We start from the raw sequence: 15217 nt of genomic DNA, 5'->3' as shown, positions 1-15217 counted from the left end.
GTCCAGATAGGTAACCTTTGATGCAATCGACCCCACCGCGGGCGGTAACAGCCATCTGCCATGCGCTGCAGGAACAGATCGAACATGGCCTGCTGATGCCGGGCGGCAAGCTGCCGGCCGAGCGCAAGCTGAGCGAGGTATTCGACACCACCCGCATCACCTTGCGTGAGGCACTGGTGCAGCTCGAGGCCCAGGGCTTGATCTACCGCGAAGAGCGGCGCGGCTGGTTCGTCGCCCCCGAACGCCTGACCTACGACCTGATCGAGCGCAGCCACTTCCATGCGATGGTGCGCGACCAGGGACGGGTGCCGAGCACGGAGCTGCTGGCAGCGCGCTTGCTGCCGGCGTCAGCGGCGATCTGTGCGCGCCTGCGGCTACCGGCGTTGTCGAGCGTGGTACAGATCTGCCGTTTGCGGCGCATCGATGGACGCGGCGTGTTGTATGCCGAGCACTACCTCAACCCACGCTATTTCCCGGGGATCCTGGCGCTGGACCTGGCACAGTCGCTGACCGAGATCTATGCCCGCGAATATGGCATCCGCTACGGGCAGGTGTGTTTCGAGATCCTGCCGACTGCGTTGCCGGTGGCGGCGGCCATGGCGCTTAGGGTGTCGGCGGGGAGCCCGGGGTTGCACATCACCCGGGTCAACAGTGACCAGCATGGGCACCTGATCGACTGCGACCTGGAGTATTGGCGGCACGATGCGATTCGTATCCAGGCGCAGGCGGGGTAGGACCGTTCGCGACGTGCCGGCTAAAGGGGCCTAGCTAGTGGCGCCAGACTCAGCCATCGCCCCACCCCCAGCCGTCACCACCTGCACCGACAACCGCGGCGTAGCCAGGTCCAGCCCGGCTTCGTCGAGCTGGCGCTTCAACGCCAGGTTGAAGGCCCGTGACACCTCCCACTGCTTGATCGGCGCGGTCTTGAAGCGTGCCCGCAGGATCGCCGAGCCCGACTCGAAACTCTCGACTCCCTGCAGCTCCAGCGGCGACCAGATGTTGCGGCGCATCAGCGGATCATTGCGCAGCTTCTGCCCCACCTCGCGAATCAGGCTGATCGCCTTGTCGATGCTCATGTTGTGCGGGATGGCGACTCGGAAGATCGCATAGCCGAATTCACGCGAGTAGTTCTTGATGCTCTTGATCTCGCTGAACGGGATGGTGTGGACGATGCCGTCGATATCGCGCAGGCGCACGGTGCGAATGGTCAGGCCCTCGACCGTGCCCAGGTGGCCGCCGACGTCGACATAGTCGTCGATGGCCAGGCTGTCCTCGATGATGATGAACAAGCCGGTGATCAGATCGGCCACCAGCGATTGCGCACCGAAGCCGATGGCCAGGCCGATGACACCGGCACCGGCCAGCAGCGGTGTGACGTTCATGCCCATGTTGGCCAGGGCGACGATCACCGCGATGATGAAGATCGCCACGAACAGTACGTTGCGGATCAGCGGCATCATGGTCTGCGCACGGGCGTTGGCCAGGCCTCGGCGCGAACGCACCAGTGCGTGGTGCACGGCGGTGTCGGCCAGGATCCACACCAGCCAGGCGGCGATCAGGGTGCCTGCCAGGCCCAGCAGGCGCACGCTGACATCATGGCCTTCGCCCTCGGCAAAACCGATCATTGAAAGCCCCCACACGCGCAGGCCCAGCTCGATGAACAGCAGCCAGATGCACAGGTGGACCAAGGCGTAGCCAAAGTTCTTCAGGCGTTCGGTATACACCGCCTGACGTTTGTTGGCGCGCCGAGGTTTGGCGGCGTGGCGGCGCACCAGGCCGTTGAGCACCATGCACACCACTACCAGCACCGTGCACATCAGTGACTGACGCAGGGCGGTGCTGGTGTCGCCGGCAGAGACGAAGGTGGCGAACAGCGAGATCGCCACAAGGATCAAGGCCGGGACGAACCAGAAACTGCCAAGCAGCTCGATGGTGTCGCTGAGTGTGCGCCGGGTCAGGCGCCGCGACAGGGGCTGATTGCGGATCAGGTGCGCAATCGGCCGCCTGAAACGCAGGATGAACAGGCCGGTGCACAGGGCCGCCAGCACGTTGGTCACGGTCGCTATCGCATGGGCCAGGTGTGTGCCCAGCGCAGTGGTCAGGCGTGGATCGCTCATCGCTTCACCGAAGGCGGCGAAGCTGCCGATCAGCCATAACGGACGAAACGCCTGGTGTCGCAGGATATGCAGGGCACGGTGGCGATGCGGGCCGTCGAGCAGAGAGAAGGCGATCACGCAGATCGCCGAAAAACAGGTGCCGACCACCAGCGCATAGGCCAGGACCATGGCCAGGGATTTGCCCAGCGACGGTGGCAGGGCGAAGCTCAGGTACACGGTGAATACCAGCGCCACCAGCCAGGGCCCGAGCTTGCGCAGGGCGAATCGCACCAGGTCCCAGGTCCGTGGGTGTTGGGGCAGCTCCTCGGTCAGCCCGAAGCGGATCCGTACCCGATGGCCGATCCAGTTGAAGGCGTAGGCCAACAGGCTCCACACGGCAATGACCGCAGCGAAGCCGAACAGGATCGCTGGCCACTGGTGCACCGGAACGACCAATGCTGCCAGCTCGTTCTGGGCCTGGTCGATTTCCTGCGACCAACGCACGAAGGGGCTGGCATCGCCGCTGAACTGCTTTTCCAGGTCGTGCATGGCGTTGCCGATCAGCCCCAGTACGCCCTGTTCCACCGTGGGTTGCGACTGTTTGCTGGCATCGCGCAGTTTCTTCAGGTCGGCCAGCAACTTGGCCCGTTGCTGGTCGTTTTCGAGGCTCTTGATCACTTCGTCCAGTGACTTGTCCAGCGGCTCGGTGGCCTGGGGTTGGGCAGGCGTGCTGCTACCCAGCAAGCCGGGCAGGCCAGCGGCTTGCACCGGGGCGATGAACAGGAGGAGCAGCAGGGTCAGGCAACGGAGAAAGGCGGGCACCGGAAAATCTACCTCAGGTCGATCGATTGCCGGAGTGTAGAGGATTTCTCAGGCGAGTTTCTCGAGGATCTTCCAGCACATGATGCCAAAGATGCCGAGGGTGCCGATCCACATCATCAGCACGCCGGCATTGCGCTCGCGCAGGCTGAAACCGATGGTCAGCAGCATCAGGAAAAGGAAAACCGGCACGAACAGGGAGAGGAAGGGTGACATGAACAGAATCCTTCTGTTGTCGGGGGCATGCTTGAAGCATAGCGCGTTGAGGGGCGGAGAATTCGTGGGTAAGCCCACTCCTGCTGGAGCGTTGATGCACCTGTAGGAGCGGGTTTACCCGCGAAAAGGCCTACCTGATATCAAGGCAGTTCGCGACTGCGATAGAACGCCGTAAGCACCTTCACCAGGTGCGCCAGGTCCTGGCTGCCGCACAGCTCGCGGATCGAGTGCATGGCGAAGGTCGGCAGGCCGATGTCGACGGTACGCACGCCCAGGTGGCTGGCGGTGATCGGGCCGATGGTCGATCCGCAGCCCATGTCGCTGCGCACCACGAAGCTTTGTACAGGCACTTCCTCGGCCATGCACAGGTGGCGGAAATAGCCGGCGGTTTCGCTGTTGGTGGCGTAGCGCTGGTTGTTGTTGACCTTGATCACCGGGCCGGAGTTGAGCTTGGGCCCATGATTGCCGTCATGCTTGTCGGCGTAGTTGGGGTGCACGCCGTGGGCGTTGTCGGCCGACACCAGCAACGAGCGCTGGATGGTGCGCACGTATTCGTCGCCATCGGGCAGCAGACGTTGCAGGGTCTGCTCGAGCATCGGACCGTCGGCGCCGCACGCCGAGCAGGAGCCGACCTCTTCGTGATCGGTGCATACCAGCACGCAAGTTTCGTCGCTCTCGGCGGCCAGTAGCGCCTGCAGCCCGGCATAGCACGACAGCAGGTTGTCCAGGCGCGCACCGGCGATGAAGTCGCCATGCAGGCCGATGACCGCAGCGCTCTGGGTGTCGTAGAAACTCAGCTCATAGTCCAGCACCACGTCGGCGATCAGGCCGTGCTCGCGGGCCAGTTGCTCGGTGAGCAGGGCTCGGAAGTCGACACGCTCGTCGCCCGCGACCTGGGCCAGGATAGGCGGCAGCTCGTTCTGCGGGTTGATCGGCCAGCCCTCGTTGGCGGTACGGTTGAGGTGGATGGCCAGGTTGGGAATGATGGCGATCGGCAGCTTGAAATCGACCAGTTGGCTTTCGACCTTGCCATCGCGGCGGAAGGTGACGCGTCCGGCCAGCGACAGGTCGCGGTCGAACCAAGGGGCGAGCAGGGCACCGCCATAGACTTCGACGCCCAGTTGCAGGAAACCCTGGCGCTGCAGTTCGGGCTGTGGCTTGACCCGCAGGCACGGGCTGTCGGTGTGTGCGCCGACCATACGGATACCGCCAATCAAGGGCGAATGCTTGCCCAGGCGAATGGCGATGATCGAAGAGTCGTTACGGGTGACGTAGTAGCGTCCGCCGGGCACGGTGGCCCAACTGTCACGCTCGTCCAGACGCTGGTAACCGGCGGCTTCGAGGCGCTTGGCCAGGCTGGCGGTGGCGTGGAAGGGCGTCGGGGAGGCCTTGAGGAAATCGATCAGGCCGGTATTCAGTGCTTCGCGCATAGCTCACTCCAGACAGCAGTGGCGCGAGTTTAGCGTAAATGGTCCGGAATTTGTGCGGGCCTCTTCGCGGGTAAACCCGCTCCTACAGGTGGTGACCCTGTGGGAGCGGGTTTACCCGCGAAAGTGCCGGTGCAGCCATAAAAATCTAGAACGGCGCCGGGCACTCGAACTTCAACCGCTGCCCAGACACCGGGTGGGTAAAGCTCAGCATCGATGCATGCAGGCACAGCCGTTCATGGGCCGCCAATGCCTCGGGGTTGGCATACAGCCGGTCGCCCAGCAGCGGGTGCCCGATCGACAGCATGTGCACGCGCAACTGGTGCGAGCGCCCGGTGATGGGCGTCAGTTCAACCCGGCAATGATCGCCACAGCGTTCCAGTACGCGCCAGAAGGTCAGGGCATGCTTGCCCTGCTCATGGTCGACCACATGGCGTGGCTTGGTGGGCGGGTCGTAGCGCAGCGGCAAGTCGATACTGCCACTGTCGAGCGTCGGCTGGCCCCAGCACAGTGCGGTATAGGCTTTCTCCGTCTCGCGGTCGTGGAACTGGCGCGACAGCTCGCGGTGACTGTCGGCATCGCGGGCCAGGAGAATGATCCCGGAGGTTTCCCAGTCCAGGCGATGGACGATCAGCGCGTCGGGGTAGCCGTTTTCCTGCAGGCGGGTGATCAGGCAGTCCTTGTTGTCCTCGGCACGGCCTGGCACCGACAGCAGCAGGGTCGGTTTGTTGATCACCAGGATGGCGGCGTCTTCGAAGAGGATCTGGATGTTCGACAGCGGCATGTTCAACGGTTCTCTGTAAAGCACTGTGGGAGCGGGCTTGCCCGCGAAGAAGGCCGGTACAAGTGCCAGGGTGATGGCGCCGGTACCGGCCTTTTCGCGGGCAAGCCCGCTCCCACAGGGGATCGCGGTGTGACAGGGGATTCTATCAGCGATCCGGCAAGGTGATGTTCAGTTCCAGAATCGAGCAGCTGCCCTGGTTTTCCAGCTCGATATGCACGTCATCGTTGCCGATGTTCACGTACTTGCGGATCACTTCGAGCAGTTCTTTCTGCAGCGCCGGCAGGTAGTCCGGTTCGCTGCGCTGGCCGCGCTCATGCGCCACGATGATCTGTAGACGCTCTTTCGCTACCGACGCACTGGTCTGTTTCTGTCTGCCACGAAAGAAGTCAAAAAGGTTCATGGTTTATTTGCCTCCAAACAGGCGCGCGAAGAATCCTTGCTTCGGCACTTCGATGAAGCGCAGAGGCTTCTCTTTACCCAGCAGGCGGTCGACGGTATCGCTGTAGGCCTGGCCGGCGTCGCTCTGGTCGTCGAGGATGACCGGGATACCCTGGTTGGATGCCTTGAGGACCGCTTGCGACTCGGGAATCACGCCCTTGAGCTTGATCGCGAGGATCTCTTCGACGTCGGCGATGCTGAGCATTTCGCCCTTTTCCACGCGCTCGGGGTGGTAGCGGGTGATCAGCAGGTGTTCCTTGATCGGCTCCTCGCCGTTCTCGGAGCGGCGCGACTTGCTCGACAGAATGCCCAGCATGCGGTCGGAGTCACGTACCGAGGAGACTTCCGGGTTGGTCACGACGATGGCTTCGTCGGCGAAGTACATCGCCAGGTGCGCGCCTTTCTCGATACCCGCCGGGGAGTCGCAGATGACGTAGTCGAACTGCTCCTTGAGCTCCATCAGGACTTTTTCGACGCCTTCTTGCGTCAGGGCGTCCTTGTCGCGGGTCTGGCTGGCGGCCAGCACGAACAGGTTTTCAAGGCGCTTGTCCTTGATCAGGGCCTGTTGCAGGTTGGCTTCGCCGTTGACCACGTTGACGAAGTCGTACACCACGCGGCGTTCGCAGCCCATGATCAGGTCGAGGTTACGCAGGCCGACGTCGAAGTCGACGATCACAGTCTTGTGGCCGCGCAATGCGAGGCCGGTACCGATGGCGGCGCTGGTGGTGGTCTTGCCCACACCCCCCTTGCCGGAAGTAACCACGAGAATCTTGGCCAAGGTGTTTCACCCCTAAATAAACGGGACCCGAAGTCCCAGCAAATGCAAAAAAGGCAACGGTGGAAAAGTTGCTCTTAAAATGGCGGCAGTATCCGTTAAAGACGGGTGATGTTCAACACGTCGCCGACCAGGCTCACCTGCACGCCCGAACCCCACAGCGGGTCGCGGCGCAGGTCTTCGCAGACCTTGTACTGACCGGCGATGGAGACCATTTCGGCCGTCATCTGCTGACAGAAGATCCTGGCTCGGGTGTTGCCCTTGATACCAGCCAGTGCGCGGCCACGCATGGCGCCGTACACATGGATATTGCCATCGGCGAGAAGTTCCGCACCCGGGCTCACCGAGGCGGTCACGATCAAGTCGCCGCCCTGAGCATAGATCTGCTGGCCGCCACGTACAGGGCTGGTGATGATGCGGGTCGGGCGAACCTCGGGTTCGGCGGCCACAGCGGGTGCCGGAGCGGGCTCGACTTTCTTCACTTCCGGCTCAGGTTCCAGCGGCCGTTCGCGGGCGCCTGAGGGCGGCAGGACCGGCAGGTCGATGGCGATCGCTGCGGCGATGTCCTCGATCCGGCTGGCGCGGATCGCCAGGGTGCGCAGGCCATGGTGACGGCAGATGCGCATCAGCCCGGGCAGGTCGATGGCGCCTTCGTCCGGCGGCAGTTTGTCCAGGGCCAGCACCAGCGGTGTGTTGCTGAAGAAATTGGGGGCCTGCGCCACTTTCGCCGCCAGTTGGCGGTCGAGGGCTTCGAGGTCGTTGCGCGCCAGTTCCAGCACAGTAATGGCGAGCATGCTGCCCTTGAGCTGGAACACGGTGGCGGAGTCGGGTGTCTGGTTGAGGCTCATGGTCTGCATAGACGGCTTGTTGCGAAAAAAGTGCCCTGACTTATAACGATAAGACCGATTGGCCGCAACCTGCGGCCAAAGGTTGTAGAATGCCAGGCCTTTGTCTTACCGGAAGCTTCAATGGATCGTCCGCGTTTTCGTCCCTACTTCCTTCATCCACGTTTCTGGGGCCTGTGGCTCGGCCTGGGACTGCTGTGGCTGGTGGTGCAGTTGCCTTACCGAGCCTTGCTGTGGCTCGGCAGCGTCCTGGGCGCCGTGATGTATCGCCTGGCCGGCGAGCGTCGGCGCATTGCCGCGCGCAATCTGGAGCTGTGTTTCCCGGCACTGTCCGGCGACGAACGGCAGCGCCTGCTGAAGGAAAACTTCGCCTCCACCGGCATCGCCTTCTTCGAGATGGCCATGAGCTGGTGGTGGCCCAAAGCCAGGCTTGCCCGCCTGGCACACATCGAAGGTCTGGAGCACCTGCAGGCAGCTCAGCGTGACGGGCAGGGCGCCATCCTCATGGCGGTGCATTTCACCACGCTGGAGATCGGCGCGGCCCTGCTCGGCCAGGAGCACACCATCGATGGCATGTACCGCGAGCACGGCAATCCGGTGTTCGATTTCATCCAGCGACGCGGTCGCGAGCGGCACAACCTCGACTCCCTGGCAGTGGAGCGCGAGGACGTACGCGGCATGCTCAAGCTGCTGCGCGGCGGGCGGGCGATCTGGTATGCGCCGGACCAGGACTACGGCACCAAGCAGAGCCTGTTCGTGCCGTTGTTCGGCATCCCCGCCGCCACGGTGACTGCAACGACCAAGTTCGCCCGACTGGGCAAGGCGCGGGTGATTCCGTTCACTCAGAAACGCCTGGAAGATGGCAGCGGCTATCGTCTGGTGGTGCATGCGCCGCTCGAGGATTTCCCGGGGGAGAGCGAGGAGGCCGACTGCCTGCGCATCAACCAGTGGGTCGAAAGTGTGCTGCGCGAGTGCCCCGAGCAGTACCTGTGGGCGCACCGGCGCTTCAAGTCGCGGCCCGAAGGGGCGCCGCGGCTGTATGACAAGAAGAAGCGCTGATCCGGGGTAGTGGCTGCAGGCCCTTTCGCGCGCCGACTTGCCCGCGAAGGGCCCGATCCTGACAAAACCGACAAACCAGGAAGGAACCGATGGCCCCACCCCCGACTACTGGCCTGATCCTCTCCGGCGGCGGAGCCCGTGCTGCCTACCAGGTCGGCGTGCTCGCCGGTATCGCCGACCTGTTGCCCGCCGGCGCGCCCAATCCCTTCCCGGTCATCGTCGGCACCTCCGCCGGGGCCATCAATGCCGTGACCCTGGCCAGCGGTGCCACTCGCTTTGGCGAGTCGGTGCAGCGCCTGACCCGCTTCTGGCAGAACTTTCGCAGCCACCTTGTGCTGCGCAGCGACTGGCCCGGGGTCATGCGTCAGGCCAGCCGTTTCGTCAGCCACAGCCTGCTGGGGCTGGGCCGGCAGATGCCGGTGGCGCTGCTCGACAGCAGCCCGCTGCGGGCGCTGCTCAAGGCGCATCTGGACCTGGATGGCATCCACCATGCCCTGGCCAGCGAGCAACTGCGCGCGGTGGCCGTAACCGCCTTTGGTTACGAGTCCGGCCAGGCGGTGACGTTCTATCAAGGCGGCGAAGCGATCGAACCCTGGCTGCGGCACCGGCGTATCGGCGTACCCACTGCCCTGAGCGTCGAGCACCTGCTGGCCAGTTCGGCTATCCCGTTGCTGTTCGCTCCGGTGCGCCTGGGCGACGAGTACTTCGGTGACGGCGCGGTGCGCCAGTCTGCGCCGATCAGCCCGGCGCTGCACCTGGGGGCCAGTCGCGTACTGGTGGTGGGGGTCAGCGGTAACCCGCAGCGCCCTGCGCCGCCAGTGCAGCGTGCACGGGTGTTCAGTGGGCAGCAGCCGAGCCTGGCGCAGATCGGTGGGCACATGCTCAACAGTACCTTCATCGACAGCCTCGAAGACGATATCGAGTTGTTGCAACGCCTGAATCACCTGAGTCATCTGATGCCTGCACATCTGGACGCCCGGCGCCTGGGCCTGGCGCCGATCGAAGTACTGGTGGTGGCGCCCAGCCAGCCGCTGGACGAGATCGCGGCACGTCATCGGCGCGAGTTGCCGGCTGCGTTGCGCCTGTTCCTGCGCGGGCCCGGAGCGACCAGGACCAGCGGGGCCGGTGTACTCAGCTACCTGTTGTTCGAGGCGAGCTACTGCAGCGAACTGATCGAACTGGGGCGCAGCGATGCCCTGGCCAAGCGCCGGGAGTTGCAGCAGTTTCTGGGGTTGGTGGGTTGAGGCTGCCGACCCTATCGCGGCGCCTCGGCTTGCCCCGCGATAGGGCCGCATGGCGGCCCCGCCGCACTCACTCGGAAATCTGCAACTTGCGCGCCTGGGTATAGACGTAGCGCACTTTCTCGTACTCGAACGGCGAGTTGGTCTGGCCATAGCGGAAATTGGTGGTGTAGCGCCGGTCGATCGCCCGCAGCAGGAAGATCTCCGGATGGTCGGTACTGACCTCGGCGACGTTGAGGAAATTCGCTTCGCGCTCGCCGACGTAGTCCACCACCAGGCCCGTGGTGTCGCGCAGGTTCGAGGGACCGAGGATCGGCAGCATGATATACGGGCCTTCCGGAACGCCGTAGAAGCCCAGGGTCTGGCCGAAATCCTCGCTCTGGCGTGGCAACCCCATCTTGGTCGCCGGGTCCCACAGGCCACCCACGCCGATGAGGGTGTTGAACATCAGGCGCGCAGTGATCTCCGCCGAGCGTTTGACCTTGAGCTGCAACACACTGTTGAACAGGTTGGGCACATCCCCCAGGTTGTTGAAGAAGTTGCTCACCCCGGTGCGCACGAAGTGCGGGGTTATGTAGCGGTAGCCATCGACCGCCGGCAGGAACACCCATTGGTCGAAGCGATAGTTGAAGTGGTAGATGCGCCGGTTCATCGATTCCAGCGGGTCGTAGACGTTCAACGCGGCCAGGGTGGAGCGTTCGAACTCGCGCTGGTCGAGGCCGGGGTTGAATTTCAGCTCGCGCAGCGGGTCGAGGAAACCGTCCGATTCCACGGTAGGCGTGTCGATCACATCGGCTTCGACCACGCTGGTACGCGGTGCGGTTTCTGCTGCCAGGGCGCTGGTACTGACGAGCAGGGCGAGGGCAAGTATGAGTCTGTCAGCCACGGAAGAACTCCAGCATGGCGTCGGCATTGACGCGGTAGTTGAGGTTGCCGCAATGGCCGCCGTGTGGATAAAGGGTCAGCCGGTCGCCGAACACCTTGCGCAGGAAACCGATGTCGCCGGGGCCGAGGATCACGTCGTCGGCATTGTGCATCACGGCGATCTTCGGGCTGTCGGCGAGGTAGTCCTTGAGGGCGTACAGGCTGACCTGGTCGATCAGTTGCAGCAGGCTGTTGCCGTCGGTGCGCGCACGCCACATGGGGATCACCTGCTCGGTCAGGTAGCAGTCGAAGTCGCATTGCAGGGCCCGTTTGAAGAACGGCGTGAGGCTGCTGCCCTCGGTGATCGGAAACTTCGGCGGAATGATCAGGCCGCGGCGATTGATCAGGTCGGAGGTGAAGGCGATGTCGGCTGCCGAGAAACGGAACGAGGTGCCGATCAGCATGGCCATCTGCTCGTTGGACAAATGCTCGCGTGAGTTCTGGAAGTCGTAGAGCAGGGCGTCATTGAGGTCGATGTAGCCCTTGTCCTGGAAGTAGCGCGTGAGTTTTTCCAGCATCAGTTCGTAGAACGTGGTGCTGCGGTCGATGCCCTTGACCTGGGTCTGCACCAGTTTGTCGAGGTTGTTGATCGAGGTGTACAGGTTCACGGGCGGGTTGAGCAGCAGCACGCGCTTGAAGTTGAAGCTGCGCCGGGTTTCGTCCAGATGGCTGACGAATGCCGCGTCCAGGGCGCCGAGGCTGTAGCCGGTGAGGTAGAACTCGCTGACCGGCAGGCGCGGATGCTGGGCGCGTACGGCTTGCATGACCCGGTACAGGTCTTCGGCATCCTCGCGGCTCACGCCGGGCGTGGCGAAGCGTGAGGCGGCGCTCATGAAGTCCCAGCTGGTGGGCGAAGACAGCTGCACCACGTGGTAGCCCGCCTGGTAGAACAGTTTTTTCAGGTATTCGGCAATGGTGCTGCTGTAGGGCGCGCCGGTGCCGGCGATGATGAACACCAATGGCGCTTCGTGGTCCTGGCGTGCCAGGCGGTAGCGGAGTTTTTTCACCGGCCAGAAGTTGTCCGGCAGGGTGAATTCGCGCTCTGGGCGCAGGTTCAGGCTGTAGTCGGACTGGTCGATATCGTCGTCGCTGGGCAGCGTCGGGCGCTGGTCCGGCGGCGTGGTGGCAATGGTCGCCTCGAACGGATTGGTCAAGGGATAGCCGTAGGTGGCGGGGTCGATGTCCCGCGCAGAGGCGGCCGCAGCCAGAAACAGGCCGCACAGCAGGGCGACGAGGCGCAACGGTCGAAGCATGGAGAGTCCCCCGGGAGAACGGCAAGGCAATGTGGAGCTAGGACCATCGTGCCCCTGGCAAAGTTGCCTGGCGCGCTGTCCTTTATTGTGGCGGATGTTGCCGTGAAGTTGGCCGCTGCGGCAATGACCGCTTTCCTCGACATTAGCCGAACCGCGCCATTTTGCCTTGCGCGGCAGGCCTGGGGGATTATCCTGAGCGCCGGTTACATTTTCTGGAGCTGTGCATGAGTCGTTGGTGGCCTGTCGTTGCGTTGCTGCTGTTTCTGCCGGTGTGGCTGGCGGCCAGTTATGGCGTGCGTTTCGGCCTGATGGAAGACGGGCAGTGGGTAGGCCTGTGCGCGGTGCCTGGCGAACACTGGCAGTGCCAGGCGCGGTCGCTGCTGGGGTTGTGGATTCACTTCCAGGTGATCGGCTGGGTGGCGTTGGGGCTGGCCTTGCTGTGCCAGGTGCTGCCGGGACGGCTTGGCTGGTGGGGGGCGGTGCTGGCGCTGGTGGCAGGGGTGCCGGCGCTGGTGCTGTACACGGCGAGCCTGGGGGTTTTTGCGGTGGTTCTGGCGGGGTTGCGGTTGGTCAGGGCCTCCAGCTAGCAGGTTTACCGGTGTTCTTTTCGCAGGCTTGCCCGCAAAAAGAACACCGCCGTTTCAAGCCCTGCGCAAACTGCGCCAAAGGGCAGCCACCATCAGCACACTGACCGCCGCCCAGCGCCAGGCCTGATGATTGTGCAGCCCTTCCTGATACAGCTGCGGCGCAATTCCTGCGCCGATGATGAATGCCAGCAGCGCGACTTCGGCCCTGCGCGCGGCCACCGGTCGCAACAGGTACACCAGCGCCGGCAGCAGCAGCGCTGCGCTGGGGAAGCTGCGATAGCGCGGATCGAAGACCATTGCCAGCATGCTCACCGCCGCTGCGAATCCCGCTGCCAGCAGCCACCATCCGGCTCGCGCCTGCAGCCAGGCGAACAACCGCTCACGCCAGCCTTCGCGTCGGGCCAGGGCCAGCGCGGCATGGGCCAGTACCAGCAGGTTCAGGCCCGCCAGCGTTGCCGCCCACAGCCACTCAGCGACAAAGCGCGCGTTGGTGCGCATCAGCTCGCCCCACAGCCCCAGGCTGCCCGCGCCGACTGCCGCCAGCAGCGGTAACAGCAACGCCGCGCGGGCGTGCGCCGGGCGCCCGGCCAGGCCCAGCGTCGCCAACACCAGCAACGCGCTGGCCAGCCACCACTGTGGCCACAGTGGCAGGTTGCTGACGGGCCCTTCGAGTACGCCTTTGTCCTGCCGATCAGCGTCGTACAGCCCCCAGTAGCCACCCACGGCGCCTTCGCTGGCGCGTTTCCAGGGCTGGTCGAAAGCTTCGATCAGGTTGTAGTGCCAGCCGTTGGCCTCGGCCATCGCGACGAAGCCCCGAATGAAGCGTGCCTCGTTGACCCGGCTTGGCTCTGCGGTCTCGCGCTGGCGGCCTTCGCTGGGCCAGCCGGTTTCGCCGATCATGACGTCCTTGGGGGCGAAGCGGTTGCCGAACACCTGACGTACCTCGGCGACATGCGCCAGGGCGTCCTCGATGCCGCGTGGATCATCCTCCCAGTAGGGCAGCAGGTGGATGGTCAGGAAGTCCACCGCTGGCGCCACTTCCGGGTGCTGGAGCCAGAACTCCCAGACGTCGGCGTAGGTCACCGGGACCTGCACCTGGTCTTTCACCCGAGTGATCAGTTCGGCCAGGCGTTGGCCGGTGACCTCCTTGCGCAGCAGCGCCTCGTTGCCGACGATCACTGCGCTGACCACGTCCGGATTGGCGTTGGCCGCCTCGATCAGCAGCGCCACCTCCTTGTCGGTGTCTACCGGGTTGGCATTGACCCAGGCACCGAGCATCACCTTCAGCCCGTGCTTGCGCGCCAGCGCCGGAATCGCCTCAAGCCCGGTCATCGAATAGGTGCGGATGCACTGGAAGCGCTCGGCCAGCAACGCCAGGTCGGCGTCCATGCGCGCAGGGCGCAGGCGAAATGGCTGGTCGAAGGGCGACTGGTCCTTGTCGAAGGGGGTGTAGGAGGCGCACTGCAATTTATGCGTCGGGCTCGCCGCATCGGGCAGGTGCACCGGCTTGCCCAGGCCATACCAGAGTGCACCGAGACCGAGCAGGGCGAACAGGCAGGTGATCAGGTAGAGGAGGGTGGTGCGGGGCGTGCTGGGCATCGAGCGGTCCATCGTCTGGCGCGGGTCATCGGTTGAGAGTCGCTGATAGTAGCCCGGCGCCAACAGTTTGGCATGCAAGGATCGCGCAGAACTCCGCGCGAGGATGACGCTAATGGCGAAGTGCTGTCGCTTATCGTTGGGTAAAGGTCGCTGACGGAGCAGGTCGCGCTGTGTTGCAGGTTGATGATGCAATCTCCAAGACCTGACGAGGGGATGCTTTGATGGCGACTACTACAAGAATGCGACGTTTCCTGGGCGTGACCGGCGCCCTGGTGTTGGCCATGGGTGCTGCACAGGCCATGGCCAAGGAAGTAAGCATCGGTTACGTGGACGGGTGGGCCGACAGTGTCGCCACCACCAACGTGGCCGCCGAAGTGATCAAGCAGAAACTCGGCTACGACGTGAAGCTGCAAGCGGTGGCCACCGGCATCATGTGGCAGGGTGTCGCCACCGGCAAGCTCGATGCCATGCTCTCGGCCTGGCTGCCGGTGACCCATGGCGAATACTGGACCAAGAACAAGGATAACGTGGTCGACTTCGGCCCCAACTTCAAGGATGCCAAGATCGGCCTGATCGTGCCGGAGTACGTCAAGGCCAACAGCATCGCCGACCTCAAGACCGACACCAGCTTCAAGCAGAAGATCGTCGGCATCGATGCAGGCTCCGGAGTCATGCTCAAGACCGAGCAGGCGATCAAGGACTACGACCTCACCGGCTACAAGCTGACGGCAAGCTCCGGCGCGGCGATGACGGCGGAACTTGGGCGTTCGTATGCCAAGCAGCAGTCGATCGCGGTCACCGGCTGGGTGCCGCACTGGATGTTCGCCAAATGGAAACTCAAGTTCCTCGAAGATCCCAAGGGCGTCTATGGTGCAGCGGAAACCGTCAACAGCATCGGTAGCAAGGAACTGGCGGCCAAGGCGCCGGAAGTGGCCGAGTTCCTCAAGAAGTTCCAGTGGCAGTCCAAGGACGAGATCGGCGAAGTGATGCTGGCGATCCAGGAAGGGGCCAAGCCTGAAGCGGCGGCCAAGGACTGGGTGGCCAAGCATCCTGAGCGGGTCAAGGAGTGGACGGGTAAATAACCGATTGGGGCCAGTGGGTACTTTTCGCGGGTAAACCCGCTCCTGCAAAGCGCGCATTGGCCCTGACTTTGT

General features: G+C 63.9%; 15 protein-coding genes. 5 read left to right on the top strand and 10 right to left on the bottom strand.

Annotation, left to right across the window (positions count from 1 at the left end):
- The first annotated feature begins 20 nt into the window (after window positions 1-20).
- Complete coding sequence (locus tag ACMGGG_RS17110) at window positions 21-734, top strand: UTRA domain-containing protein (protein ID WP_065862169.1); 714 nt, start codon at window positions 21-23, stop codon at window positions 732-734.
- A gap of 30 nt (window positions 735-764) precedes the next feature.
- Here the strand turns inward: ACMGGG_RS17110 and ACMGGG_RS17105 are convergent, their stop codons facing one another.
- From ACMGGG_RS17105 to minC, 7 genes are all read right to left on the bottom strand, one after another.
- Complete coding sequence (locus ACMGGG_RS17105) at window positions 765-2918, bottom strand: mechanosensitive ion channel family protein (protein WP_112898944.1); 2154 nt, start codon at window positions 2916-2918, stop codon at window positions 765-767.
- Between the two features lie 48 nt (window positions 2919-2966).
- Window positions 2967-3131, bottom strand: a complete 165-nt coding sequence (locus tag ACMGGG_RS17100; protein WP_172964816.1) for a hypothetical protein — start codon at window positions 3129-3131, stop codon at window positions 2967-2969.
- Between the two features lie 140 nt (window positions 3132-3271).
- Window positions 3272-4561, bottom strand: a complete 1290-nt coding sequence (locus ACMGGG_RS17095) for a M18 family aminopeptidase (RefSeq protein WP_054895571.1) — start codon at window positions 4559-4561, stop codon at window positions 3272-3274.
- A 145-nt stretch (window positions 4562-4706) separates the two neighbouring features.
- Window positions 4707-5342 carry an RluA family pseudouridine synthase gene (locus ACMGGG_RS17090; protein ID WP_054893839.1) on the bottom strand — a complete coding sequence of 212 codons (636 nt, stop codon included), beginning with the start codon at window positions 5340-5342 and terminating at the stop codon, window positions 4707-4709.
- A 145-nt stretch (window positions 5343-5487) separates the two neighbouring features.
- Window positions 5488-5742, bottom strand: coding sequence for a cell division topological specificity factor MinE (gene minE / locus ACMGGG_RS17085; protein WP_003252572.1), 255 nt, complete (start codon window positions 5740-5742; stop codon window positions 5488-5490).
- Window positions 5743-5745: 3 nt separating this feature from the next.
- The gene (minD, locus tag ACMGGG_RS17080) at window positions 5746-6558 is read right to left on the bottom strand and encodes a septum site-determining protein MinD (RefSeq protein WP_054893840.1); all 813 of its coding nucleotides are present in this window, start codon (window positions 6556-6558) and stop codon (window positions 5746-5748) included.
- Window positions 6559-6653: 95 nt separating this feature from the next.
- A complete protein-coding gene (minC, locus tag ACMGGG_RS17075; RefSeq protein ID WP_063545803.1) occupies window positions 6654-7412 on the bottom strand; it encodes a septum site-determining protein MinC in 759 nt (252 codons plus the stop codon).
- Window positions 7413-7523: 111 nt separating this feature from the next.
- On the opposite strand from minC, the gene ACMGGG_RS17070 reads away from it, so the two are divergent.
- Window positions 7524-8459: a lipid A biosynthesis lauroyl acyltransferase gene (locus ACMGGG_RS17070; RefSeq protein ID WP_054893842.1), complete on the top strand. Its 936-nt coding sequence runs from the start codon at window positions 7524-7526 to the stop codon at window positions 8457-8459.
- Between the two features lie 89 nt (window positions 8460-8548).
- Complete coding sequence (locus ACMGGG_RS17065; RefSeq protein ID WP_414154107.1) at window positions 8549-9703, top strand: patatin-like phospholipase family protein; 1155 nt, start codon at window positions 8549-8551, stop codon at window positions 9701-9703.
- Window positions 9704-9770: 67 nt separating this feature from the next.
- Here ACMGGG_RS17065 and ACMGGG_RS17060 read toward each other — a convergent pair whose 3' ends face one another.
- Window positions 9771-10586 carry a VacJ family lipoprotein gene (locus ACMGGG_RS17060; RefSeq protein WP_054893844.1) on the bottom strand — a complete coding sequence of 272 codons (816 nt, stop codon included), beginning with the start codon at window positions 10584-10586 and terminating at the stop codon, window positions 9771-9773.
- Window positions 10579-11877 (bottom strand): hypothetical protein, encoded by a 1299-nt coding sequence (locus ACMGGG_RS17055; protein WP_063545800.1) that lies wholly within the window; start codon window positions 11875-11877, stop codon window positions 10579-10581. Before ACMGGG_RS17055 ends, ACMGGG_RS17060 begins: the two co-directional genes overlap by 8 nt.
- 224 nt (window positions 11878-12101) lie before the next feature.
- Between ACMGGG_RS17055 and ACMGGG_RS17050 the strand changes: the two genes are divergently transcribed.
- Window positions 12102-12464: a hypothetical protein gene (locus ACMGGG_RS17050; RefSeq protein WP_063545798.1), complete on the top strand. Its 363-nt coding sequence runs from the start codon at window positions 12102-12104 to the stop codon at window positions 12462-12464.
- A 54-nt stretch (window positions 12465-12518) separates the two neighbouring features.
- Here the strand turns inward: ACMGGG_RS17050 and ACMGGG_RS17045 are convergent, their stop codons facing one another.
- A complete protein-coding gene (locus ACMGGG_RS17045; RefSeq protein WP_414155823.1) occupies window positions 12519-14075 on the bottom strand; it encodes a beta (1-6) glucans synthase in 1557 nt (518 codons plus the stop codon).
- 209 nt (window positions 14076-14284) lie between these two features.
- On the opposite strand from ACMGGG_RS17045, the gene ACMGGG_RS17040 reads away from it, so the two are divergent.
- Window positions 14285-15145 carry a glycine betaine ABC transporter substrate-binding protein gene (locus ACMGGG_RS17040; RefSeq protein ID WP_414154106.1) on the top strand — a complete coding sequence of 287 codons (861 nt, stop codon included), beginning with the start codon at window positions 14285-14287 and terminating at the stop codon, window positions 15143-15145.
- Window positions 15146-15217: the final 72 nt, after the last annotated feature.

The organism is Pseudomonas sp. BNK-44-b (assembly GCF_047456245.1).
In the GTDB taxonomy this organism is placed as follows: domain Bacteria; phylum Pseudomonadota; class Gammaproteobacteria; order Pseudomonadales; family Pseudomonadaceae; genus Aquipseudomonas; species Aquipseudomonas machongensis.
This window is presented reverse-complemented; position numbering and strand designations above follow the sequence as displayed.

What these genes read in the sequence shown, in the direction of transcription:
- ACMGGG_RS17110 (WP_065862169.1), top strand. Translation starts at nt 21, where the DNA reads ATGCAATCGACCCCACCGCGGGCGGTAACAGCCATCTGCCATGCGCTG.
- ACMGGG_RS17100 (WP_172964816.1), bottom strand. Translation starts at nt 3,131, where the DNA reads ATGTCACCCTTCCTCTCCCTGTTCGTGCCGGTTTTCCTTTTCCTGATG.
- ACMGGG_RS17095 (WP_054895571.1), bottom strand. Translation starts at nt 4,561, where the DNA reads ATGCGCGAAGCACTGAATACCGGCCTGATCGATTTCCTCAAGGCCTCC.
- ACMGGG_RS17090 (WP_054893839.1), bottom strand. Translation starts at nt 5,342, where the DNA reads ATGCCGCTGTCGAACATCCAGATCCTCTTCGAAGACGCCGCCATCCTG.
- minE (WP_003252572.1), bottom strand. Translation starts at nt 5,742, where the DNA reads ATGAACCTTTTTGACTTCTTTCGTGGCAGACAGAAACAGACCAGTGCG.
- minC (WP_063545803.1), bottom strand. Translation starts at nt 7,412, where the DNA reads ATGCAGACCATGAGCCTCAACCAGACACCCGACTCCGCCACCGTGTTC.
- ACMGGG_RS17070 (WP_054893842.1), top strand. Translation starts at nt 7,524, where the DNA reads ATGGATCGTCCGCGTTTTCGTCCCTACTTCCTTCATCCACGTTTCTGG.
- ACMGGG_RS17065 (WP_414154107.1), top strand. Translation starts at nt 8,549, where the DNA reads ATGGCCCCACCCCCGACTACTGGCCTGATCCTCTCCGGCGGCGGAGCC.
- ACMGGG_RS17055 (WP_063545800.1), bottom strand. Translation starts at nt 11,877, where the DNA reads ATGCTTCGACCGTTGCGCCTCGTCGCCCTGCTGTGCGGCCTGTTTCTG.
- ACMGGG_RS17050 (WP_063545798.1), top strand. Translation starts at nt 12,102, where the DNA reads ATGAGTCGTTGGTGGCCTGTCGTTGCGTTGCTGCTGTTTCTGCCGGTG.
- ACMGGG_RS17045 (WP_414155823.1), bottom strand. Translation starts at nt 14,075, where the DNA reads ATGGACCGCTCGATGCCCAGCACGCCCCGCACCACCCTCCTCTACCTG.
- ACMGGG_RS17040 (WP_414154106.1), top strand. Translation starts at nt 14,285, where the DNA reads ATGGCGACTACTACAAGAATGCGACGTTTCCTGGGCGTGACCGGCGCC.